The organism is Pseudomonas sp. HD57-3, assembly GCF_056113135.1.
The window spans coordinates 5,768,494-5,789,054 of record NZ_CM148568.1 but is presented as its reverse complement, the minus strand read 5'-3'; the positions used below and the strand labels follow the sequence as shown (position 1 = coordinate 5,789,054).

Here is a 20,561-nt window from a genome sequence, read left to right as displayed (position 1 = left end):
GGGTTTTAGCCGCTGATGGCAGGCAACAAAAAACCGCAGGCTCCGACGGAGGCTGCGGTTTTTTATGATGCGGCGTTGATCAGTGCGTGCGGGCGACCGCGAACTCGCTCAGCTCAACCAGTGCATCGCGGTATTCGCTGGCCGGCAGCGCGTCGAGGCACTTGATCGCGCGGGCCACGTAGTCACGGGCCAGTTGCGCGGTGTATTCCAGGGAGCCGGAGGCTTCCACGGCGATGCGGATGCTTTCCAGGTCTTCGATCCCGCCTTTCTGGATCGCCTGGCGTACCAGTGCAGCTTGCTCTGGCGTGCCTTCGCGCATGGTGTAGATCAGCGGCAGGGTCGGCTTGCCTTCGGCCAGATCGTCACCGACGTTCTTGCCCAGGGTTTCGGCGTCGCCCTTGTAGTCGAGCAGGTCGTCTACCAGCTGGAATGCCACGCCCAGGTGGTCACCGAAGGTACGCAGCGCTTCGCTCTGCTCGGCGGTGGCACCGGCCAGCGCGGCGGCGCTGTGGGTCGAAGCCTCGAAGAGCATCGCGGTCTTGCCGCGGATGACTTCCATGTAGGTTTCTTCAGTGGTGCTGGCGTCGCGAACCTTGGACAGCTGCAGCACTTCGCCTTCGGCGATGATGCGCGTGGCCTGGGACAGGATCTTCATTACCGGCATCGAGCCCAGTTCGACCATCATCTCGAACGAGCGCGAGTACAGAAAGTCGCCGACCAGTACGCTCGGGGCGTTGCCCCACATGGCGTTGGCAGTCGAACGGCCACGGCGCATGCCGGACATGTCGACCACGTCGTCATGCAGCAGGGTCGCGGTGTGCAGGAATTCGATGGTGGCGGCCAGCAGGCGCATGTCGTCGCCTTCGCGACCCAGGGCCTTGCCACACAGCAGCACCAATAAAGGACGCAGGCGTTTGCCGCCGGCCGACGTGATGTAATCGCCGATTTTCGATACCAGCGGCACTCGGGAAGTCAGCTGCTTCTTGATGATGCCGTCGACGGCGCTAAAATCGTCCGCCACCGCGCGGTAGAAAGCTTGGGGTTGCATCAGCGACAGGTGCTCCAGAAGGGTTGCGCGGCATGCTAGGACCCACGTCCGGGCCTGTCAAGGCGCGATGGACGGCCCCTTGCATGACTTCGAAGGCTTGCGTACAATCGCGCACCCTGAACTTCCTGGGCAGCACCTGCCTTACGCAATTGCAAACGGGCCTCCAGCCCATTGCAGCCATGCCAGCCAATACCTCTTCTTATAAAGAGCTGGGTGAGCAGGATTATCGGAGAAATACCATGTCTTATGCAGTAATCGTTACTGGTGGCAAGCAGTACAAAGTTGCACCAGGTGAATACCTGAAGATCGAAAAACTGGAAGTCGCTACTGGCGAATCCGTAACTTTTGATCGCGTTCTGTTGGTTGCCAATGGCGACGACGTGAATATCGGCGCTCCAGTTGTTGCTGGCGCTACCGTTGTGGCTGAAGTGATCTCCCAAGGTCGTCACGATAAAGTCCGCATCATCAAGTTCCGTCGTCGTAAGCACCACATGAAGCGTATGGGCCACCGCCAGTGGTACACCGAGATCAAAATCACCGGTATTCAGGCTTAATTTCAGCCTAATTCCTCACTAGGAGAATTGACTCATGGCACACAAAAAAGCTGGTGGTAGTACCCGTAACGGTCGCGACTCAGAAGCCAAACGCCTTGGCGTGAAGATGTATGGCGGCCAGGTCATCAAGGCCGGCAACATCATCGTGCGTCAGCGCGGCACCCAATTCCACGCTGGCTACGGCGTTGGCATGGGTAAAGATCACACTCTCTTCGCGAAAATCGAAGGCGTGATCAAGTTCGAAGTAAAGGGCGCTTTCAACCGCCGTTACGTGAGCGTAGTCGCGGCTTAATCGCGAGTATGCTGGAGAAGCCCTGTCTTGCGACGGGGCTTTTTCGTTTGTGGGGTGAGTCTCTTGCAAAGCTGTTTGTATGGGCTGTCGGCGTGCGATGCAGGTCGTGAGTTGGGGTCGCTGCGCTCATTTTTGCAAGAGTCTTATGTCTTGATTGTTTTTCGGCTCGTCCGTACGGCGAGAGGCGTTGGTTATGAAGTTTGTTGATGAAGTATCGATCCGCGTAAAGGCTGGTGACGGCGGCAATGGCTGCATGAGTTTCCGTCGGGAAAAATTCATTGAAAACGGCGGCCCGAATGGTGGTGACGGCGGTGACGGCGGTTCCATCTTCATGATGGCCGACGAAAACCTCAACACCCTGGTGGACTACCGTTACACCCGGCACTTCGATGCCGAGCGTGGCTCCAATGGTGGCAGCACCGACTGCACCGGCAAGAAGGGTGAAGACCTGATCCTGCGCGTGCCGGTCGGCACCACCGTGATCGACTCCGCCACCCAGGAAGTCATCGGTGACCTGACCAAGGCCGGTCAGAAACTGATGGTGGTTCAGGGCGGCTGGCACGGTCTGGGCAACACCCGTTTCAAATCCAGTACCAACCGTGCGCCGCGTCAGACAACGCCAGGTAAGCCGGGCGAGCAGCGCGACCTGAAACTGGAAATGAAGGTTCTGGCTGACGTCGGCCTGCTGGGTCTGCCGAACGCCGGTAAAAGTACCTTTATCCGTTCGGTATCGGCTGCCAAGCCGAAGGTCGCCGATTACCCGTTCACCACTCTGGTGCCGAACCTGGGTGTTGTCAGCGTCGATCGCTGGAAAAGCTTCGTCATCGCCGACATTCCGGGTCTGATCGAAGGTGCTTCCGACGGTGCCGGTCTGGGCATTCGTTTCCTCAAGCACCTGGCGCGTACCCGTCTGTTGCTGCACCTCGTGGACATGGCGCCGCTGGACGACAGCAGTGCACCGGACGCCGCTGAAGTGATCGTCAACGAGCTGATCAAGTTCAGCCCGTCGCTGGCCGAGCGTGATCGCTGGCTGGTGCTGAACAAGTGCGATCAGATCCTCGAAGAGGAGCACGAGGAGCGGGTCAAGGAAGTGGTCGAGCGTCTGCAGTGGGAAGGTCCGGTCTACGTGATCTCGGCCATCGCCAAAGACGGCACCGAGCGCCTGACGCGCGACATCATGCGTTATCTGGAAGATCGTGCCGATCGCCTGGCCAATGACCCGGCCTACAAGGAAGAACTGGCCGATCTCGATCAGCGCATCGAAGACGAGGCCCGTGCTCAGTTGCAGGCGCTGGATGACAAGCGTGCCCTGCGTCGCAGTGGCGTGAAGTCGGTCCATGACATCGGCGACGATGACTGGGACGAAGAAGATGTGGATGACGAAGACGGTCCGGAAATCATTTACGTGCGTGACTGATTCGTTGCAGTAAACTTAAGCGCCGCTCAATCGAGCGGCGTTTTAGTATCTGGAAATCGATTGTTGGTCACGAAGAACCACGAATAACGTCACGGGCAGTGCCAGGTCGCGCTGCCCTCAAGCTAAGGTTGAAGATGATGCGGAGCAAGGTGACAGGTGCGCAGCGTTGGGTCGTGAAGATCGGCAGCGCTTTGCTGACAGCGGATGGCAAAGGGCTGGATCGCGCGGCAATGGGTGTCTGGGTCGAGCAGATGGTGGCTTTGCATGAGGCCGGCGTCGAGCTGGTGCTGGTGTCCTCCGGGGCAGTGGCGGCGGGCATGAGTCGCCTCGGCTGGACCGCGCGACCCAGTGCGATGCACGAGCTCCAGGCCGCAGCAGCAATCGGTCAGATGGGCTTGGTGCAAGCCTGGGAATCGAGCTTTGCCGAGCATGGCCGGCACACTGCGCAGATTCTCCTGACTCACGACGACCTGTCCGATCGCAAGCGCTACCTGAACGCCCGTAGCACCTTGCGTGCGCTGGTCGAGCTGAAAGTCATCCCGGTAATCAACGAAAACGACACCGTGGTCACCGACGAAATCCGTTTCGGCGACAACGACACGCTCGCGGCGCTGGTGGCCAACCTGGTCGAAGCTGATCTGCTGGTGATCCTGACGGATCGCGACGGCATGTTCGACGCTGATCCGCGCAATAACCCTGACGCCCAGCTGATTTACGAAGCGCGCGCCGATGATCCGGCGCTGGATGCAGTGGCGGGCGGTACTGGCGGTGCATTGGGTCGTGGCGGCATGCAGACCAAGCTGCGCGCGGCGCGTCTGGCGGCACGTTCCGGTGCTCATACCATCATTGTTGGCGGGCGTCTGGAGCGCGTGCTCGACCGGCTTAAAGCGGGTGAGCGCATTGGTACGTTGCTGTCGCCTGAGCGCGGCATGCTCGCGGCGCGCAAGCAGTGGCTGGCCGGACATCTGCAAACCCGTGGCACGCTGGTGCTGGATGATGGTGCGGTATCCGCGTTGTCGCAAGGCAACAAAAGCCTGCTGCCGGTCGGCGTCAAACTGGTTCAGGGCAGTTTCCGTCGTGGCGAAATGGTGGTTTGCGTGGCGCCGGACGGTCGTGAGATCGCCCGTGGCCTGGCTAACTACAGCGCGCTGGAAGCACAAAAAATCATCGGTCAGTCGTCGGATGCGATTGTCGGTTTGCTGGGTTACATGGCTGAGCCGGAACTGGTTCACCGTGACAACCTGATTCTGGTGTAAGGAAAACGCGATGCGTATGGCAAATGGATTGTTGGGCTTGTTGATGGCGCTGCCATTGCTGGCCTCGGCCGAGGAAATCGGTCAGGTGTCGACGGTATTCAAGTTTGTCGGGCCGAACGATCGGATCGTGGTCGAGGCATTCGATGATCCGAAGGTTGAAGGCGTGACTTGCTACCTGTCGCGCGCCAAGACTGGCGGTGTGAAGGGTGGGTTGGGTCTGGCCGAGGATCGTGCCGAGGCTTCCATTGCCTGCCGCCAGGTCGGGCCGATCAACTTCAAGGGTGAATTGAAGGATGGCGAAGAGGTGTTCAAGGAGCGCACTTCGCTGGTGTTCAAGACCATGCAGGTGGTGCGCTTTCTCGACAAGAAGCGCAATACGCTGGTGTATCTCGTCTACAGCGATCGCCTGATCGAGGGTAGTCCGCAGAATGCGGTGACGGCGATCCCGATTCTGCCGTGGGCGTCAGCTCATTAATCGCGCGTAAAAAAAGAGGAGCCGGCTGGCTCCTCTTTTTTTGCCTGCGATTTGCTGAAGTCAGAGCAAATCGCAGGCAATAAAAAACCGACCCTGAGGTCGGTTTTTTAATGACTACGTCGCTTAGGCAGCTTCTTTCAGTGCCTTGACGTGGCCATTCAGACGGCTCTTATGACGAGCAGCCTTGTTCTTGTGGATGATGCCTTTATCGGCCATACGGTCGATAACTGGCACAGCCAGAACGTATGCAGCTTGAGCTTTTTCAGCGTCTTTTGCGTCGATGGCTTTAACTACATTCTTGATGTAGGTACGAACCATGGAACGCAGGCTGGCGTTGTGGCTGCGACGCTTCTCAGCCTGTTTTGCACGTTTTTTGGCGGAAGGTGAGTTGGCCACCGTCGAGCTCCTCGAAAGACTTTTTAGGAAATAGCAAACAAAATAGGCCGCGAATCATGCCGATGAAGAGATGTCTTGTCAAGGGCGCTTGAGACGTTCCGCTAAGTGGTAGGTATAAAGAGGCGGGATATTTATTTCCGGCGCTTGACCTGTAAACTCGCGAGCTTTGGCTCTGTGCTGTTGCGGCGCGGAGTATCGCACAAGTGGGCGCGTTATTCGCCTGCTGTTTATCGACAGGCACACATTCCTTCAATGAATCTGCTCAAATCGTTGGCCGCCGTCAGCTCTATCACGATGCTTTCCCGGATTCTCGGGTTTGTTCGCGACACGCTCATCGCCCGCACTTTCGGCGCCGGAATGGCGACCGACGCCTTCTTTATCGCCTTCAAACTGCCCAATCTGCTGCGCAGGATCTTCGCCGAGGGGGCGTTTTCCCAGGCTTTTGTGCCGATCCTGGCCGAATATAAAAGCCAGAAGGGCGAAGAGGCGACCCGCACCTTTATTGCCTACGTTTCCGGCCTGTTGACGCTGGTACTGGCGCTGGTCACCGCGCTGGGCATGATCGCCGCGCCCTGGGTGATCTGGGCCACGGCCCCGGGTTTTACCGATACGCCGGAAAAATTCCAGCTGACCTCCGACCTGCTGCGAGTGACCTTCCCCTATATATTGCTGATCTCCCTGTCTTCGCTGGCGGGGGCGATCCTCAATACCTGGAACCGTTTCTCGGTGCCGGCATTCGTGCCGACCCTGCTCAACGTCAGCATGATCGTGTTTTCGCTGTTCCTGACGCCGTACTTCGATCCGCCGGTCATGGCGCTTGGCTGGGCGGTGCTGGTGGGTGGCCTGGCGCAGTTGCTCTATCAACTGCCGCACCTGAAAAAGATAGGCATGCTGGTGCTGCCGCGCCTGAATCTGCGCGATACCGGTGTCTGGCGGGTGATGAAACAGATGTTGCCGGCGATCATCGGCGTCTCGGTCAGCCAGATTTCCCTGATCATCAACACCATTTTCGCCTCGTTCCTGGTGGCGGGCTCGGTGTCGTGGATGTATTACGCCGACCGTCTCATGGAGTTGCCGTCCGGTGTGCTGGGTGTGGCGCTGGGCACAATCCTGCTGCCGACATTGGCCAAGACTTACGCCAGCAAGGATCGTCACGAATATTCGCGGATTCTCGACTGGGGCCTGCGCCTGTGCTTCGTACTGGTGTTGCCATGTGCACTGGCGCTGGGGATCCTGGCCGAGCCGTTGACGGTTTCGCTATTCCAGTACGGCCAGTTCAGCGGGTTTGACGCCGAGATGACTCAGCGGGCGTTGATTGCCTATTCTGTCGGTCTGCTCGGGATTATTGTGATCAAAGTGCTGGCGCCAGGCTTTTATGCGCAACAGAACATCCGTACGCCGGTAAAAATCGCAATCTTCACCCTGGTGGTCACTCAGTTGTTCAACCTGGTGTTGATCGGTCCGCTAGCCCACGCCGGGCTGGCACTGGCGATCAGCGCCGGTGCCTGCTTGAACGCCGGGCTGCTGTTCTATCAACTGCGTAAGCAGCAGATGTATCAACCGCAACCGGGCTGGCTGAAGTTCGGTTTCAAGCTGGTGGTTGCGGTGGCGGTGATGTCGGCGGTGCTGTTGATCGGCATGCATTTCATGCCCGCGTGGGATCAGGGCCACATGCTGGAGCGCTTCCTGCGCTTGGGCGCCTTGGTGGTTGCCGGCGTGATTGCTTATTTCGGCATGTTGCTGCTACTCGGTTTCCGCCTGCGCGACTTCAATCGCAAGGCGTTGAGCTGAGGTTTTTTCCCTGAAAAACGGGCGCGAGCCGGCAGTTTTGTCGGCTCGATCACTTTGGGTTACGGTGTTGCCTGTCGTCGGCCGTCGGGTGTGGTTATAATCGGCCACTTTATGAGCAAGAAGCGCGTTATGCAGCTGGTTCGAGGCCTCCACAATCTGCGCCCCCAGCATCGGGGCTGCGTCGCCACTATTGGCAACTTTGACGGTGTTCACCGTGGTCACCAGGCCATTCTGGCCCGACTGCGTGAGCGTGCGCTCGAGTTGGGCGTACCCAGCTGCGTGGTGATTTTCGAGCCGCAGCCACGGGAATTCTTCGCCCCGGAGACCGCGCCGGCGCGTCTGGCCCGGTTGCGCGACAAACTGCAACTGCTGGCCGCCGAAGGTGTCGACCGGGTTCTGTGCCTGGCCTTCAACCAGCGCTTGAGCAAGCTCAGCGCCAGCGAATTCGTCGATACCATCCTGGTCGATGGCCTCGGCGTGCAGCATCTGGAGGTCGGTGACGATTTCCGCTTCGGTTGCGACCGCCTCGGCGATTTCGATTTCCTTTTGCAGGCCGGGCAGGTCCACGGCTTTACCGTGGAAGCCGCGCAAACCGTCGAGCTGGACGGCATTCGCGTCAGCAGCACCCAGGTGCGCAACGCGTTGGCCGCCGCCGATTTTGCTTTGGCTGAGCGTCTACTCGGTCGCCCGTACCGGATTGCCGGTCGCGTGCTGCATGGCCAGAAGCTGGCTCGCCAGTTGGGTACGCCCACGGCGAACATTCAACTGAAACGCCGTCGCGTGCCGTTCACCGGGGTTTACCTGGTCGATGTCGACATCGACGGCAAGACCTGGCCCGGCGTCGCCAATATCGGCGTGCGGCCCACGGTGCAAGGTGATGGCAAGGCCCACCTTGAAGTTTATCTTTTAGATTTTGCCGGCGATCTGTATGACCGGCGTTTGACGGTGGTTTTCCACCAGAAGCTGCGTGAAGAGCAGCGTTTCGCCTCCCTGGAGGCATTGAAAACGGCGATCAGCGCGGATGTCGCCGCCGCCCGTGCACTAGCCGCACCTAGCGCCCATCGCTAATGAAGAGCCTTAAATGACCGACTATAAAGCCACGCTAAACCTTCCGGACACCGCCTTCCCAATGAAGGCCGGCCTGCCACAGCGCGAACCGCAGATCCTGCAGCGCTGGGACAGTATTGGCCTGTACGGAAAGTTGCGCGAGATTGGCAAGGATCGTCCGAAGTTCGTCCTGCACGACGGCCCTCCGTACGCCAACGGTACGATCCACATCGGTCACGCACTGAACAAGATTCTCAAGGACATGATCATCCGCTCGAAGACCCTGTCGGGCTTCGACGCGCCGTATGTCCCGGGCTGGGATTGCCACGGCCTGCCGATCGAGCACAAGGTTGAAGTGACCCACGGCAAGAACCTGGGCGCGGACAAGACCCGCGAACTGTGCCGTGCCTACGCCACCGAGCAGATCGAAGGGCAGAAGACCGAGTTCATCCGCCTCGGCGTGCTGGGCGACTTCGCCAACCCGTACAAGACCATGGACTTCAAGAACGAGGCCGGTGAAATCCGCGCTCTCGCCGAAATCGTCAAGGGCGGTTTCGTGTTCAAGGGCCTGAAGCCTGTGAACTGGTGCTTCGATTGCGGTTCGGCCCTGGCCGAGGCGGAAGTCGAGTACGAGAACAAGAAGTCCTCGACCATCGACGTTGCCTTCCCGATCGCTGACGAGGCCAAACTGGCCGCCGCGTTCGGTCTGCCGTCGCTGGGCAAACCGGCCTCGATCGTGATCTGGACCACCACCCCGTGGACCATCCCGGCCAACCAGGCGCTGAACGTTCACCCGGAATTCACCTACGCGCTGGTCGACATCGGCGACAAGCTGCTGGTGCTGGCTGAAGAGCTGGTCGAATCCTGCCTGACCCGTTACGGCGTCGAAGGCACCGTATTGGCAACAGCACCGGGTTCGGCGCTGGAACTGATCAATTTCCGCCACCCGTTCTATGACCGTCTGTCGCCGGTGTACCTGGCCGACTACGTGGAACTGGGCGCCGGCACCGGCGTGGTTCACTCCGCCCCGGCCTACGGCGTGGACGACTTCGTGACCTGCAAGAAGTACGGCATGGTCAACGACGACATCCTCAACCCGGTACAGAGCAACGGCGTCTACGTGCCGTCGCTGGAGTTCTTCGGCGGCCAGTTCATCTGGAAGGCCAACCCGGCCATCGTCGAAAAACTGACCGAGGTCGGTGCGCTGCTGCACACCACCGTCATCGAACACAGCTACATGCACTGCTGGCGCCACAAGACCCCGCTGATCTACCGCGCCACCGCGCAGTGGTTCATCGGCATGGACAAGGAGCCGGTCAGCGGCGACACCCTGCGCGTACGCTCGCTCAAAGCCATCGAAGACACCAAGTTCGTCCCGGCCTGGGGCCAGGCGCGCCTGCACTCGATGATCGCCAACCGTCCGGACTGGTGCATCTCCCGTCAGCGCAACTGGGGCGTGCCGATCCCGTTCTTCCTGAACAAGGAAAGCGGCGAGCTGCACCCACGCACCGTCGAGCTGATGGAAGAAGTCGCCAAACGTGTCGAAGTCGAAGGAATCGAAGCCTGGTTCAAACTCGACGCTGCCGAACTGCTGGGCGATGAAGCGCCGCAGTACGACAAGATCAGCGACACCCTCGACGTCTGGTTCGACTCGGGCACCACGCACTGGCACGTCCTGCGCGGTTCGCACCCGATGGGCCACGAGACCGGCCCGCGTGCCGACCTGTACCTGGAAGGTTCGGACCAGCACCGTGGCTGGTTCCACTCGTCCTTGCTGACCGGTTGCGCCATCGACAACCACGCGCCGTACCGCGAGCTGCTGACCCACGGTTTCACCGTGGACGAGTCCGGCCGCAAGATGTCCAAGTCCCTGGGCAACGTGATCGCGCCGCAGAAAGTCAACGACACCCTGGGCGCCGACATCATGCGTCTGTGGGTCGCGTCGACCGACTACTCCGGCGAAATGGCCGTGTCCGAGCAGATCCTGCAGCGCAGTGCGGACGCCTACCGTCGTATCCGTAACACCGCACGCTTTCTGCTTTCCAACCTGACCGGTTTCAACCCGGCCACCGACCTGCTGCCGGCCGAAGACATGCTGGCGCTGGATCGCTGGGCGGTGGATCGCACCCTGCTGCTGCAACGCGAGCTGCAAGAGCACTACGGCGAATACCGTTTCTGGAACGTCTACTCGAAGATCCACAACTTCTGCGTGCAGGAGCTGGGTGGTTTCTATCTGGACATCATCAAGGATCGCCAGTACACCACCGGCGCCGACAGCAAGGCCCGTCGTTCGTGCCAGACCGCGCTGTTCCACATCTCCGAAGCGCTGGTGCGCTGGATCGCGCCGATCCTGGCGTTCACCGCTGACGAGCTGTGGCAATACCTGCCGGGCGAGCGCAACGAATCGGTGATGCTCAACACCTGGTACGAAGGCCTGACCGAGTTGCCGGAAGGCTTCGAGCTGGGTCGCGAGTACTGGGATCGCATCATGGAAGTGAAGGTGGCGGTCAACAAGGAAATGGAAATCCAGCGCGCGGCCAAGGCCGTCGGTGGCAACCTGCAAGCCGAAGTGACGCTGTTCGCCGAAGACGCGCTGACCGCCGACCTGGCCAAGCTGAGCAACGAGCTGCGCTTTGTCCTGATCACCTCGACGGCCACTGTTGCGCCGTTCGTGCAGGCTCCGGCCGACGCTGTGGCCACCGAAGTCAGCGGCCTGAAGCTGAAGATCGTCAAATCCGCCTTCCCGAAATGCGCCCGTTGCTGGCACTGCCGCGAAGACGTTGGCGTGAACCCGGAGCATCCGGAAATCTGCGGCCGTTGCGTGGACAACATCGATGGCGCTGGCGAGGTTCGTCACTATGCCTAATGCCGTTGGCCGTTTCGGACGGCTGAGCTGGCTCTGGTTGAGCTTGCTGGTTCTGGTCATTGACCAGGCCAGCAAGTTCTACTTCGAAGGCAAGCTCGAGATGTATCAGCAGATCGTGGTGATCCCCGATTACTTTAGCTGGACCTTGGCCTACAACACCGGCGCGGCGTTCAGCTTCCTGGCTGACAGCTCTGGCTGGCAGCGCTGGCTGTTCGCCCTGATCGCGATCGTGGTCAGTGCGGTGCTAGTGGTCTGGCTCAAGCGTCTGGGGCGCAACGAAACTTGGCTGGCGGTTGCTTTGGCGTTGGTGCTGGGCGGCGCGCTGGGCAATCTGTATGACCGCATTGCCCTCGGCCATGTGATCGATTTCATTCTGGTGCACTGGCAAAACCGCCACCACTTCCCAGCCTTCAACTTCGCCGACAGCGCCATCACCGTTGGCGCGGTGATGCTGGCACTGGACATGTTCAAAAGTAAGAAAACCGGAGAAACCGTTCATGACTGAACAGGTATTGGCTGAGCAACGCATCGGCCAGAACACGGAAGTCACCTTGCACTTTGCATTGCGCCTGGAGAACGGCGACACGGTCGACAGCACTTTCGACAAGGCACCGGCGACCTTCAAGGTCGGCGACGGCAACCTGCTGCCAGGCTTCGAGGCGGCGCTGTTCGGTTTCAAGGCCGGCGACAAGCGTACCCTGACCGTCGAGCCGGAAAACGCTTTCGGCCAGCCGAACCCGCAAAACGTACAGATCATCCCGCGTTCGCAGTTTGCGGATATGGAGCTGTCGCCGGGTCTGCTGGTGATCTTCAACGATGCGGCCAATACTGAGCTGCCGGGTGTGGTGAAAGAGTTCGACGACGCGCAAGTGACGGTCGACTTCAACCACCCGCTGGCCGGCAAGACGCTGACCTTTGACGTGGAAATCTTCTCCGTCAAAGCGCTGTAATTGCTGTTCTGCAGGAGCCGGCTGACCGGCTCCTGTAATGATCCAATCTTTCGCGCGCAAGACACGAGGCACCGCATGCAAATCAAACTCGCCAACCCCCGTGGCTTCTGCGCCGGCGTGGACCGGGCGATCGAAATCGTCAACCGCGCCCTGGAGGTCTTCGGGCCGCCGATCTATGTGCGTCATGAAGTGGTGCACAACAAGTTCGTGGTCGAAGACCTGCGCAGTCGTGGCGCAATCTTCGTCGAGGAACTCGATCAGGTACCGGACGACGTGATCGTGATCTTCAGTGCCCACGGCGTCTCGCAAGCCGTGCGTACCGAAGCCGCCGGCCGTGGCCTGAAAGTGTTCGACGCCACCTGCCCGCTGGTGACCAAGGTGCATATCGAAGTCGCGAAATACAGCCGCGACGGTCGCGAGTGCATTCTGATCGGCCACGCCGGTCACCCGGAAGTCGAAGGCACCATGGGCCAGTACGACGCCAGCAATGGCGGCGCGATCTACCTCGTCGAAGACGAGAAGGATGTCGCCGAGTTGCAGGTACATAACCCGGACAAACTGGCTTTCGTCACCCAGACCACACTGTCCATGGATGACACCAGCCGGGTCATCGATGCACTGCGTACGCGTTTCCCGGCCATTGGCGGGCCGCGCAAGGACGATATCTGCTACGCCACCCAGAACCGTCAGGACGCGGTCAAGCAACTGGCCGACGAATGCGACGTGGTGTTGGTAGTGGGCAGCCCGAACAGCTCCAACTCCAACCGCTTGCGTGAGCTGGCCGAACGCATGGCCACGCCGGCCTACCTGATCGATGGCGCCGAAGACCTGCAAAAGAGCTGGTTCGACGGTGTCGAGCGTATCGGCATCACCGCCGGCGCCTCCGCTCCGGAAGTCCTGGTGCGTGGCGTGATCCAGCAGTTGCAGGCCTGGGGCGCCACCGGCGCCGATGAACTGGCCGGGCGTGAGGAGAACATCACGTTCTCGATGCCTAAAGAGCTGCGCGTTCGCTCGATCTGATCGCTTTATCCTTTCGGCACAACGCCTGTTCAGTCTTTTGACTGGCCAGGCGTACGCGGCCGGTCGCCGCCAGAACAACTTGAAGCTGGCTGACCGGCTCGCGAGCCGAGCATAGATGTAACGTCCCCGCCTGAAACTTCCGGTCCGGCACCAGTGGTTGGCCCAGGCTGCTGAAGCGTATGTACCGGCTCACCAGCCAGTTGCCGACAATCGGTATCCGTCCGTCACTCGCCTGCTCGATCAGCAATGGATTATCGGCATCCCCCGATCCCTTTCCGCTGATATCCAGAATGATCCGCCAGCCCTGACCCCAATCACCGTTGATGCCATGAATCACCACGCTCTGGTTGCGCGTGATGGCCATGGTCCGGGCATTGCGAATCCCGTCGAGCAAAGACTGCGCGGCCTGTTGCCGCCGGTTTGATTCGGTGAAGTCCGCCAGTGCCGGACTGACCAACGACAGAACAATTGCGCCGATCGCCAGTCCCATTAGCAGTTCGACCAGACTGAAACCCTGTTGCGGCATGTGCGCGTCCTCCCTGGATTGTGCACAGCGGCGCAATCCGTGCGCCGTTCGCGGTAAATCAACCGGCGCATGCCGGTCGAATGTTCTAGGTTTGTACAGGTATAGCCGACGGCAACGGAGGGCATCGATGGATCATCGTACAAAAGGTTTCACGCTGATCGAGCTGTTGGTGGCGCTCGCGGTGTTTGTGATCCTGATCACGATGGCGGTGCCGGCGTTCACCCGTTCGGTGCAGGGCAGCAAGGCCGACACCGAAGTCGGCGACCTGCAACGGGCCCTCAATTACGCAAGGCTCGAGGCGATCAACCGGGGCGTCACTACCCGCTTGCGGCCGAGTGCCGGCGGCACTGTCTGGACCGGCGAACTGTCGGTCTACGACAGTACTGGCACTCCGGCCAATGTATTGCGGGTTGTTCCAGCGATGAGCAGCGGCGCGACTCTGACGCTACCCTCTGGAGTGACCGCGCTGGATTTCAACAACCTGGGCGGACTGGCGGCACCGTCCACGGCGGTGGTCATCAGTTATGTGCTGGGAACGCAAAGCAGGACGCTGAACGTGTGTCTGAACGGACGAATTCAATTGGGTGGAAGTTGCGGATGAGGGCAGGGAGCAAGCACGCACAGGAGGGCATGACGCTGATCGAAGTGCTGGTCGCGTTGTTGATTCTGACGGTCGGGTTGCTGGGCGCGGCGGCGGTTCAGCTCAATGCGCTGAAGTACACCGACAGCTCGCGCATGACCAGCCAGGCGAGTTTCATCGCCTACGACATGATGGACCGGATCCGCGCCAATTCGGGCGCCGACTACACCGTCACGCCGCCGACCACGGGCAACCTGAGTGTCGCCCGGGATCAGGATCTCTACGACTTCACCACCAACATCGTCAATTTCGGCGGCCCGACCGCCACCGGCAGCATCACCCTCAATCAGCGCGTGTACACCATCACCATCACCTGGAGTGACGCGCGCGCCGCCAATACGAGCAGTGCGCCCCGCAGCTTTGTCCTGACCAGCCGCGCCGCAGTCGATCCGGTGGCCACGCCATGAAGCGCCAAAACCTGGGCTTCGGCCTGATCGAAATGCTGGTCGCCCTGGCGCTGGGGCTGATCGTGGTGCTCGGCGTGGTGCAGATTTTCCTGGCGGCGAAAAACACCTACGTCAGCCAGAACAGCGCGGCAGCCATGCAGGAAGATGCACGGTTCGTGCTGAGCAAGATGATCCAGGAGCTGCGCATGGTGGGTATGTTCGGCTGCCTGGGCACGATTACCGATTCAAGCTCGACGGGGGATTTCACTGCGGCCCAGATCACGCCGATCAGCTGGGACAACGCCAACCTCAAGCTGACCCTGGTCACCGCTGATGTCGGCAGCGCGGGCGGGACGCCGACCTGGACCGTGGTTTCAGATTGCCGCAACAGCGCCACCGCTTATACCGGTGCCCGGGCTGCGGCGACGGGGCAGATCGCGTTTCCGATCCGTCGGTTGATCTACAGCTTCAGCAACAACCAGATTCTGATGGGCACCGGCAGCGGTAATCCGGCCCAGCAAGTGCTGGTGAATAACGTCAGTGCGTTCACTGTGATGTTCGGTCTGGCGAGTTCCGCGACCGACGTGGCGGCGTCCACCTACAGCGCCAACCCGGGTGATCCGGCGCGGATCCGCAGTGTGCGCCTGAGTCTGACCCTCACTGACCCGAACAATCGGGTCCGCAATCAAACCTTCAACGTGGTTGCCGCCTTGCGCAACCGCTTGCAGTGAGGGGCGAGCGATGAACGTTTCTCTCCATCGACGACGGTCCCAGGGCGGCATGGTGTTGCTGGTCAGTCTGGTGTTTCTGCTGCTCCTGACGCTGATCGGCCTGTCATCGATGCAAAGCGCCAACCTGCAGGAAAAAATGGCTGGCAGCGTGAGCCTGCGCAATCAATCGTTCCAGACTGCCGAGGCGGCGCTGCGCATCGGCGAAAGCGCGGTGCAGCTGGATAGTTACGCGCTGGCGGTGTGCGCCAGCACCACTCAATGTGCGCCGCCGGCGGAATCCTCGGTGGTCAGCGCGGCGGGGCTCAATTCCACGTCGGGCGTGACCTGGATCGCCGCTGGCAGCGGGTTTTACGGAGTACAAAACATCGGCACGACCCTGACGGCGGTGAACGTGCCGAGCAACACCTCGGCGACCTTGTACCGGGTCACGGCCGTCGGCATCGCCGGTACTTCGCGCAGTGTGGTGGAGAGTGTCTATGCGAAGTATTGAGCGACGCTTCAAGTGGCTGTCGCTGCTACTCGGCATGCTGGCCGGGCTCTATCTGGCCGCGCCGGCGTATGCCTTCACGCCGTCCGATTCGCCGCTGTTGAGCGCGGCTGCGGTGTCCCCGAACGTGATGTTGATGATCGACGACTCGGGCAGCATGAACAGCATCATCTATGCGACAGGATTTGATCCGACCGTGGATCGCACGGCGGCCCGCCAGTGCAACGCGGTCATCGGCCTGTGCCTGAGCTCGACCGCCATTACCGGCGATACGATCTTTCTCTCGAGCCTGCCAACCTCCGGCTGCTCCGGCGGCGCCTATGCGTTCTACAACAACAGCCTGACGCCGCTCTGCCTGAAGCTGCCGGATCCGGTGGGCAGCGGCAACACCCGTTATTCGGCGGATTACATTTCCTACGTGGTCGGTTTGGCGATCAACAACGGCACGCGCGACTTCACCACCGGGGCGATTCCCAACGATTACCGGATCAACGTGGCGCGCAACGTTTCCACCTCACTGGTCACCAGCAACCGCAACCTGCGCATGGGCCTGGCCACCTTCAACCCGGCCACCAGCAACAACCCCGGCAACGGCGGTTTCATTGCGCGCTCCATCAGCGACCTGTCACCGGTCAGCGGCAGCGTGACCCAGGCCCAGGCCGATACCAACTACAACGCACTTATTTCCTCGATCAACGGCCTGAGTGCGGTAGCCAACACGCCACTGGCCGAGACCTATTACGAGATCACTCGATACATGCGCGGGATGGCGCCGTACTACAACAGCACGCCGAGCACTTACACCAGCCCGATCCAGTATCGCTGCCAGAAAAACTACGGCGTGGTCATCACCGACGGTTTGCCGACCTACGACCGCACCTTTCCGAGCAACGATCCGCTGGGTGGCAGCCGCTTGCCGAACTGGGACGGCATCAACAATGACGGGAACAACCTGAACGGGGACGGGGAGGGCGATACGCTGTACCTGGACGATATCGCCAAGTTCGCCTTCGACATCGACATGCGTTCCTCCGGCACTGACGCGGCGGGCAAGAGCTGGAATGCGGTGGATTTTCCCAGGCAGAACATGAACACCTACACCGTGGGTTTCACTGCCTCCAACGACATGCTCTCGGACGCCGCCGATTACGGACAGGGCCGCTACTACCAGGCGACCGACAGCGCCGGCCTCAATTCCGCACTGTCCTCGGCATTAAGCGATATCACTTCCAAGGCCGGCTCCGGCGGTGCGGGTGTGACCAGCAGCACCACGCTGACCGGTAGCAGCAGTTTTTTTCAAACCACCTACGACCCCAAAGACTGGCGCGGCACGATCAAGTCCTTTGGCTTCACCTCGGCCGGGGCGGTCAATACGTCGGCCGTGCTGTGGACCACCGACACGGCCATCGTGCCCGGTGCCACTGCGCCGACCTACCAGTCGTGGAACTCCCTGAACAACGCGGCGGTGACGCTGGCCTACGGCAACTTCTCCCCGGCCCAGCAGACCGTTCTCAGCCAGGGTTTACCCGTCGGCATCAGCGGCATCGACCTGGTCGAATGGAGCAAGGGCACCAACAAGACCGGGCTCAAAGTGCGCAGCGTATTGCTCGGGGACATCATCAACTCGCCGCTCGTATTGGCTTCACCCACGGAAAAAACCGCTTCCGATCTGGCCGGTGACACCACTTACAGCACCTACCTGACCACCAAGGCTTCGAACATGAATGCCAGCCTGGTGGTGAACGCCAACGACGGATTTGTCAGCGTCATCAACTCGGCCAACGGTACCCGGCGCTATGCCTACATGCCGTCCAGCGTATTGCCCTCCTTGCGCCTGATTGCCGATCCGAACTACGTCAACGGCGTCAGCCACAAGTTTCTGGTGGACGGTCAGCTCGGTGTATTTGATGCGCAATTCGGCACGGCCTGGAAAACCCTGGCCATCGGCGGTACGGGTGCCGGCGGCAAGACTTTCTACGGGCTCCAGCTTTTTGACGCCTCGGCGGGCAACGTCATTCGAGCCTTGTGGGAAGTCAGCGCGCCGGCCACCGCCAGTACTTCCAACGCATTTAATGATCTGGGCTACGCCTACGCCCGTCCGGAAGTGGCACGCTTGGCCGATGGTCGCTGGGCGGCGTTCATTGCCAACGGTTACGGCAGCAACTCCGGGGTGGCGGCGCTGTATGTGCTGGATGTGCGTGACGGCTCGCTGATCAAGAAAATCGTTATCGACAGTACGGAAACCACCAACGGTTTGTCCTCGGTGAAGCTGCGGGTCAATTCGCAGAACGTTGTGCAGGCCGCATATGGCGGTGACTTGAAGGGACGGTTGTGGAAATTCGACCTGAGCGCCACCTCGTCCGACAGCTGGGGCGTGGCGTTTTCCGGCAAGCCGTTGTTCACCACTGCTGGCGGGGCTACTCAGCCGATCACCGCGCAACCGTTGCTGGCGGACAACGCTCTGGGCGGCAAACAGATCTTCGTCGGCACCGGTAAATTCAACGAGTCCGCTGACAAGACCAACAAGGATTTGCAGGCGTTCTATTCGGTGTGGGATGCCGACGGCGGTTCCGGGAATTTGACGGTCAGCAGTCTGCAGGCGCAAGCGATTACTGGATCTTTCTCCGGCAGTTCCGGGCAGTTCCTGACCACCACTCAGAACGACACGACGTATCCGACGGAGAAGGGCTGGTATCTGCCGCTGGTATATAACAACGTGCTCACTGGCGAGCGGGTGATCAATCAGGCCAGCATCGTACTCGGGCGCATCGTGTTTACCACGGCCAGTGTCGACACTACCGATCCTTGTGCGAGTTTTGGTACAGGCAAACTGGTCGAACTCGATGCGTTCAACGGTAAGATGCTCAACTACGCGGTGCTCGACACTAACGCTGATGGCGTGGTCAACAGCAGCGACACGATCTCCAGCGGTGTGATATTCACCGGCGGCATCCCGACCTTGAACGCCATCATCAACGCCGGGACGGGCAAACCTGTGACTGAATCCAGTGGCAACATCACCACACTGGTGGAAAAAGGCGGCGGCGGCAGCCGTCGCATAATGTGGCGACAAATACAGTAAGTGAGAGTTGAGGCATGCGCAGATCCAACCGAGGTTTCACCCTGATCGAAATCATGATCGTGATTGCGATCATCGGTATCGTCATCACCATCGGCTATCCGAGCCTCACCGAATACGTGAAGAAGGGGCGCCGTGCCGACGTGGTCAGCACTTTGTCGGAACAGGCACAGATCCTCGAACGCTTCTATTCGAAGAACAACGTCTACACCGGTGTCACCGGGTTGAGCACCGGCAACGATTTCTACACCATCACGCCGACGATCACCGATCAGACCTTCCTGCTGACCGCGACCCGTAAGACCGGCACGGCCATGGCCACTGACAAGTGCGGGGATTTCACCCTCACCAACACCGGTGTCAGAAGCATGAACAACGCGACCACCGGGCTGACCACCAAGGATTGCTGGGGCCGCTGAGCCGCTTTATTTCGGGCGCCATTTGCGCCCACTGTCTTTTTTACGGTTGGATCAAACATGACCAGGCAACAGCAAGTGGTGATTGTCGGTGGCGGGGTGATTGGCCTGCTCACTGCGTACAACCTCGCCTCCGAGGTCGGCAGCGTGGTGCTGCTGGATCGTTCGAACGTCGGCCAGGAATCGTCCTGGGCCGGCGGCGGTATCGTCTCTCCGCTGTACCCGTGGCGCTACAGCCCGGCCGTCACCGCGCTGGCGCACTGGTCGCAGGACTTTTATCCACAACTGGGTGAGCGCCTTTTTGCCGATACCGGGGTCGATCCCGAAGTGCACACCACCGGCCTGTACTGGCTGGACCTGGATGACGAAGCCGAAGCGCTGGCGTGGGCTGCGCGGGAAAACCGTCCGCTGCGGGCTGTGGATATCTCGGCGGCGCATGATGCGGTGCCGGTGCTCGGTGGCGGTTTTTCCCGGGCGATCTACATGGCCGATGTGGCCAACGTGCGCAATCCACGGCTGGTGAAGTCTTTGAAAGCGGCGTTGCAGGCGCTGCCGAACGTGACGATTCATGAGCAGTGTGAAGTCAGCGGGTTTGTCCGTGATGGCGAGCGGGTGGTGGGCGTGCAGACCTCCACGGGTGTGATCACCGGTGATCAGGTCGTTCTCACCGCAGGTGCGTGGAGCGGCGAACTGCTCAAGACCTTGAACCTGTCGCTGCCAGTGGAGCCGGTCAAGGGCCAGATGATTCTCTACAAGTGCGCAGCGGATTTCCTGCCGAGCATGGTGCTGGCCAAAGGGCGGTATGCGATTCCGCGCCGCGACGGGCACATTCTGATCGGCAGTACGCTGGAGCACGAAGGTTTCGACAAGACCCCGACGGACAACGCGCTGGAAAGCCTCAAGGCCTCGGCAGTCGAGTTGTTGCCGGCGCTGGCCGATGCTGAAGTGGTGGGGCATTGGGCCGGGCTGCGACCGGGTTCACCGGAAGGCATTCCTTATATTGGGCGGGTTCCGGGGTTTGACGGTCTGTGGCTGAACTGCGGTCATTACCGCAACGGACTGGTGCTGGCGCCGGCGTCCTGTCAGTTGTTTGCCGATGTGGTGCTGGGGCGCGCGCCGATCATTGATCCGGCGCCGTATGCACCGGCTGGACGGATCTAATCAGTTTTTCTTCCGGTGACTGA

21 protein-coding genes are annotated in these 20,561 nt (G+C 60.5%); 18 read left to right on the top strand and 3 right to left on the bottom strand.

Features of this window, described 5'->3' with window-relative positions:
• Positions 1-79: 79 nt before the first annotated feature.
• The gene (locus AC0R79_RS26265) at positions 80-1,048 is read right to left on the bottom strand and encodes a polyprenyl synthetase family protein (protein ID WP_007950962.1); all 969 of its coding nucleotides are present in this window, start codon (positions 1,046-1,048) and stop codon (positions 80-82) included.
• A 239-nt stretch (positions 1,049-1,287) separates the two neighbouring features.
• On the opposite strand from AC0R79_RS26265, the gene rplU reads away from it, so the two are divergent.
• The 5 genes from rplU to AC0R79_RS26240 all read left to right on the top strand — a co-directional run bounded on the left by rplU (position 1,288) and on the right by AC0R79_RS26240 (position 5,042).
• Positions 1,288-1,602: a 50S ribosomal protein L21 gene (rplU, locus tag AC0R79_RS26260; RefSeq protein ID WP_007950961.1), complete on the top strand. Its 315-nt coding sequence runs from the start codon at positions 1,288-1,290 to the stop codon at positions 1,600-1,602.
• Positions 1,603-1,636: 34 nt separating this feature from the next.
• Positions 1,637-1,894, top strand: coding sequence for a 50S ribosomal protein L27 (gene rpmA, locus AC0R79_RS26255; RefSeq protein ID WP_007950960.1), 258 nt, complete (start codon positions 1,637-1,639; stop codon positions 1,892-1,894).
• A 193-nt stretch (positions 1,895-2,087) separates the two neighbouring features.
• Entirely contained in the window at positions 2,088-3,311 is a 1,224-nt protein-coding gene (gene cgtA, locus AC0R79_RS26250) for an Obg family GTPase CgtA (protein WP_127800000.1), read from the top strand.
• Positions 3,312-3,448: 137 nt separating this feature from the next.
• Positions 3,449-4,567 carry a glutamate 5-kinase gene (gene proB, locus AC0R79_RS26245; protein ID WP_207983978.1) on the top strand — a complete coding sequence of 373 codons (1,119 nt, stop codon included), beginning with the start codon at positions 3,449-3,451 and terminating at the stop codon, positions 4,565-4,567.
• Between the two features lie 10 nt (positions 4,568-4,577).
• Positions 4,578-5,042 (top strand): CreA family protein, encoded by a 465-nt coding sequence (locus AC0R79_RS26240; RefSeq protein WP_474732297.1) that lies wholly within the window; start codon positions 4,578-4,580, stop codon positions 5,040-5,042.
• Between the two features lie 123 nt (positions 5,043-5,165).
• Here AC0R79_RS26240 and rpsT read toward each other — a convergent pair whose 3' ends face one another.
• On the bottom strand, positions 5,166-5,438 hold the full coding sequence (gene rpsT / locus AC0R79_RS26235; protein ID WP_003228351.1) for a 30S ribosomal protein S20: 273 nt from the start codon (positions 5,436-5,438) through the stop codon (positions 5,166-5,168).
• Positions 5,439-5,690: 252 nt separating this feature from the next.
• Here rpsT and murJ point away from each other — a divergent pair, with 252 nt between their 5' ends.
• The 6 genes from murJ (at position 5,691) to ispH (ending at position 13,112) form a co-directional block, all read left to right on the top strand.
• Positions 5,691-7,229 (top strand): murein biosynthesis integral membrane protein MurJ, encoded by a 1,539-nt coding sequence (gene murJ / locus AC0R79_RS26230; RefSeq protein WP_085608700.1) that lies wholly within the window; start codon positions 5,691-5,693, stop codon positions 7,227-7,229.
• A gap of 129 nt (positions 7,230-7,358) precedes the next feature.
• Positions 7,359-8,297 (top strand): bifunctional riboflavin kinase/FAD synthetase, encoded by a 939-nt coding sequence (gene ribF, locus AC0R79_RS26225; RefSeq protein WP_474732293.1) that lies wholly within the window; start codon positions 7,359-7,361, stop codon positions 8,295-8,297.
• Positions 8,298-8,310: 13 nt separating this feature from the next.
• Positions 8,311-11,142 carry an isoleucine--tRNA ligase gene (gene ileS, locus AC0R79_RS26220; RefSeq protein WP_474732290.1) on the top strand — a complete coding sequence of 944 codons (2,832 nt, stop codon included), beginning with the start codon at positions 8,311-8,313 and terminating at the stop codon, positions 11,140-11,142.
• A complete protein-coding gene (gene lspA / locus AC0R79_RS26215; RefSeq protein WP_085608698.1) occupies positions 11,135-11,647 on the top strand; it encodes a signal peptidase II in 513 nt (170 codons plus the stop codon). The genes ileS and lspA overlap by 8 nt, the downstream gene beginning before the upstream one ends.
• Before the next feature lie 7 nt (positions 11,648-11,654).
• Entirely contained in the window at positions 11,655-12,092 is a 438-nt protein-coding gene (fkpB, locus tag AC0R79_RS26210) for an FKBP-type peptidyl-prolyl cis-trans isomerase (RefSeq protein WP_170928297.1), read from the top strand.
• Positions 12,093-12,167: 75 nt separating this feature from the next.
• Positions 12,168-13,112, top strand: coding sequence for a 4-hydroxy-3-methylbut-2-enyl diphosphate reductase (gene ispH, locus AC0R79_RS26205; RefSeq protein WP_007959549.1), 945 nt, complete (start codon positions 12,168-12,170; stop codon positions 13,110-13,112).
• Here ispH and AC0R79_RS26200 read toward each other — a convergent pair.
• Positions 13,084-13,638, bottom strand: a complete 555-nt coding sequence (locus tag AC0R79_RS26200) for a GspH/FimT family pseudopilin (protein WP_085608697.1) — start codon at positions 13,636-13,638, stop codon at positions 13,084-13,086. The genes ispH and AC0R79_RS26200 overlap by 29 nt on opposite strands.
• Before the next feature lie 127 nt (positions 13,639-13,765).
• Between AC0R79_RS26200 and AC0R79_RS26195 the strand changes: the two genes are divergently transcribed.
• Genes AC0R79_RS26195 through thiO form a run of 7 tightly spaced genes read left to right on the top strand, consistent with a single transcriptional unit; the run spans position 13,766 to position 20,538 of the window.
• Positions 13,766-14,239, top strand: coding sequence for a GspH/FimT family pseudopilin (locus AC0R79_RS26195; protein ID WP_085608696.1), 474 nt, complete (start codon positions 13,766-13,768; stop codon positions 14,237-14,239).
• The gene (gene pilV, locus AC0R79_RS26190) at positions 14,236-14,685 is read left to right on the top strand and encodes a type IV pilus modification protein PilV (RefSeq protein WP_007959555.1); all 450 of its coding nucleotides are present in this window, start codon (positions 14,236-14,238) and stop codon (positions 14,683-14,685) included. The genes AC0R79_RS26195 and pilV overlap by 4 nt, the downstream gene beginning before the upstream one ends.
• On the top strand, positions 14,682-15,395 hold the full coding sequence (locus AC0R79_RS26185) for a PilW family protein (protein ID WP_127799994.1): 714 nt from the start codon (positions 14,682-14,684) through the stop codon (positions 15,393-15,395). The genes pilV and AC0R79_RS26185 overlap by 4 nt, the downstream gene beginning before the upstream one ends.
• 10 nt (positions 15,396-15,405) lie before the next feature.
• Complete coding sequence (locus tag AC0R79_RS26180) at positions 15,406-15,885, top strand: pilus assembly PilX family protein (RefSeq protein ID WP_221534797.1); 480 nt, start codon at positions 15,406-15,408, stop codon at positions 15,883-15,885.
• Positions 15,872-18,964, top strand: a complete 3,093-nt coding sequence (locus tag AC0R79_RS26175; protein ID WP_474732283.1) for a pilus assembly protein — start codon at positions 15,872-15,874, stop codon at positions 18,962-18,964. The genes AC0R79_RS26180 and AC0R79_RS26175 overlap by 14 nt, the downstream gene beginning before the upstream one ends.
• Before the next feature lie 14 nt (positions 18,965-18,978).
• Entirely contained in the window at positions 18,979-19,380 is a 402-nt protein-coding gene (locus tag AC0R79_RS26170) for a type IV pilin protein (RefSeq protein WP_085648738.1), read from the top strand.
• A 57-nt stretch (positions 19,381-19,437) separates the two neighbouring features.
• A complete protein-coding gene (thiO, locus tag AC0R79_RS26165) occupies positions 19,438-20,538 on the top strand; it encodes a glycine oxidase ThiO (protein ID WP_474732278.1) in 1,101 nt (366 codons plus the stop codon).
• The last annotated feature ends 23 nt before the right edge of the window (positions 20,539-20,561 follow it).

Bases quoted from the DNA above. Each gene is read 5' to 3' on its own strand.
- AC0R79_RS26265 (WP_007950962.1), bottom strand. From the start codon at position 1,048: ATGCAACCCCAAGCTTTCTACCGCGCGGTGGCGGACGATTTTAGCGCC.
- rplU (WP_007950961.1), top strand. From the start codon at position 1,288: ATGTCTTATGCAGTAATCGTTACTGGTGGCAAGCAGTACAAAGTTGCA.
- rpmA (WP_007950960.1), top strand. From the start codon at position 1,637: ATGGCACACAAAAAAGCTGGTGGTAGTACCCGTAACGGTCGCGACTCA.
- cgtA (WP_127800000.1), top strand. From the start codon at position 2,088: ATGAAGTTTGTTGATGAAGTATCGATCCGCGTAAAGGCTGGTGACGGC.
- proB (WP_207983978.1), top strand. From the start codon at position 3,449: ATGCGGAGCAAGGTGACAGGTGCGCAGCGTTGGGTCGTGAAGATCGGC.
- AC0R79_RS26240 (WP_474732297.1), top strand. From the start codon at position 4,578: ATGCGTATGGCAAATGGATTGTTGGGCTTGTTGATGGCGCTGCCATTG.
- murJ (WP_085608700.1), top strand. From the start codon at position 5,691: ATGAATCTGCTCAAATCGTTGGCCGCCGTCAGCTCTATCACGATGCTT.
- ribF (WP_474732293.1), top strand. From the start codon at position 7,359: ATGCAGCTGGTTCGAGGCCTCCACAATCTGCGCCCCCAGCATCGGGGC.
- ileS (WP_474732290.1), top strand. From the start codon at position 8,311: ATGACCGACTATAAAGCCACGCTAAACCTTCCGGACACCGCCTTCCCA.
- lspA (WP_085608698.1), top strand. From the start codon at position 11,135: ATGCCTAATGCCGTTGGCCGTTTCGGACGGCTGAGCTGGCTCTGGTTG.
- ispH (WP_007959549.1), top strand. From the start codon at position 12,168: ATGCAAATCAAACTCGCCAACCCCCGTGGCTTCTGCGCCGGCGTGGAC.
- AC0R79_RS26200 (WP_085608697.1), bottom strand. From the start codon at position 13,638: ATGCCGCAACAGGGTTTCAGTCTGGTCGAACTGCTAATGGGACTGGCG.
- AC0R79_RS26195 (WP_085608696.1), top strand. From the start codon at position 13,766: ATGGATCATCGTACAAAAGGTTTCACGCTGATCGAGCTGTTGGTGGCG.
- pilV (WP_007959555.1), top strand. From the start codon at position 14,236: ATGAGGGCAGGGAGCAAGCACGCACAGGAGGGCATGACGCTGATCGAA.
- AC0R79_RS26185 (WP_127799994.1), top strand. From the start codon at position 14,682: ATGAAGCGCCAAAACCTGGGCTTCGGCCTGATCGAAATGCTGGTCGCC.
- AC0R79_RS26180 (WP_221534797.1), top strand. From the start codon at position 15,406: ATGAACGTTTCTCTCCATCGACGACGGTCCCAGGGCGGCATGGTGTTG.
- AC0R79_RS26175 (WP_474732283.1), top strand. From the start codon at position 15,872: ATGCGAAGTATTGAGCGACGCTTCAAGTGGCTGTCGCTGCTACTCGGC.
- AC0R79_RS26170 (WP_085648738.1), top strand. From the start codon at position 18,979: ATGCGCAGATCCAACCGAGGTTTCACCCTGATCGAAATCATGATCGTG.
- thiO (WP_474732278.1), top strand. From the start codon at position 19,438: ATGACCAGGCAACAGCAAGTGGTGATTGTCGGTGGCGGGGTGATTGGC.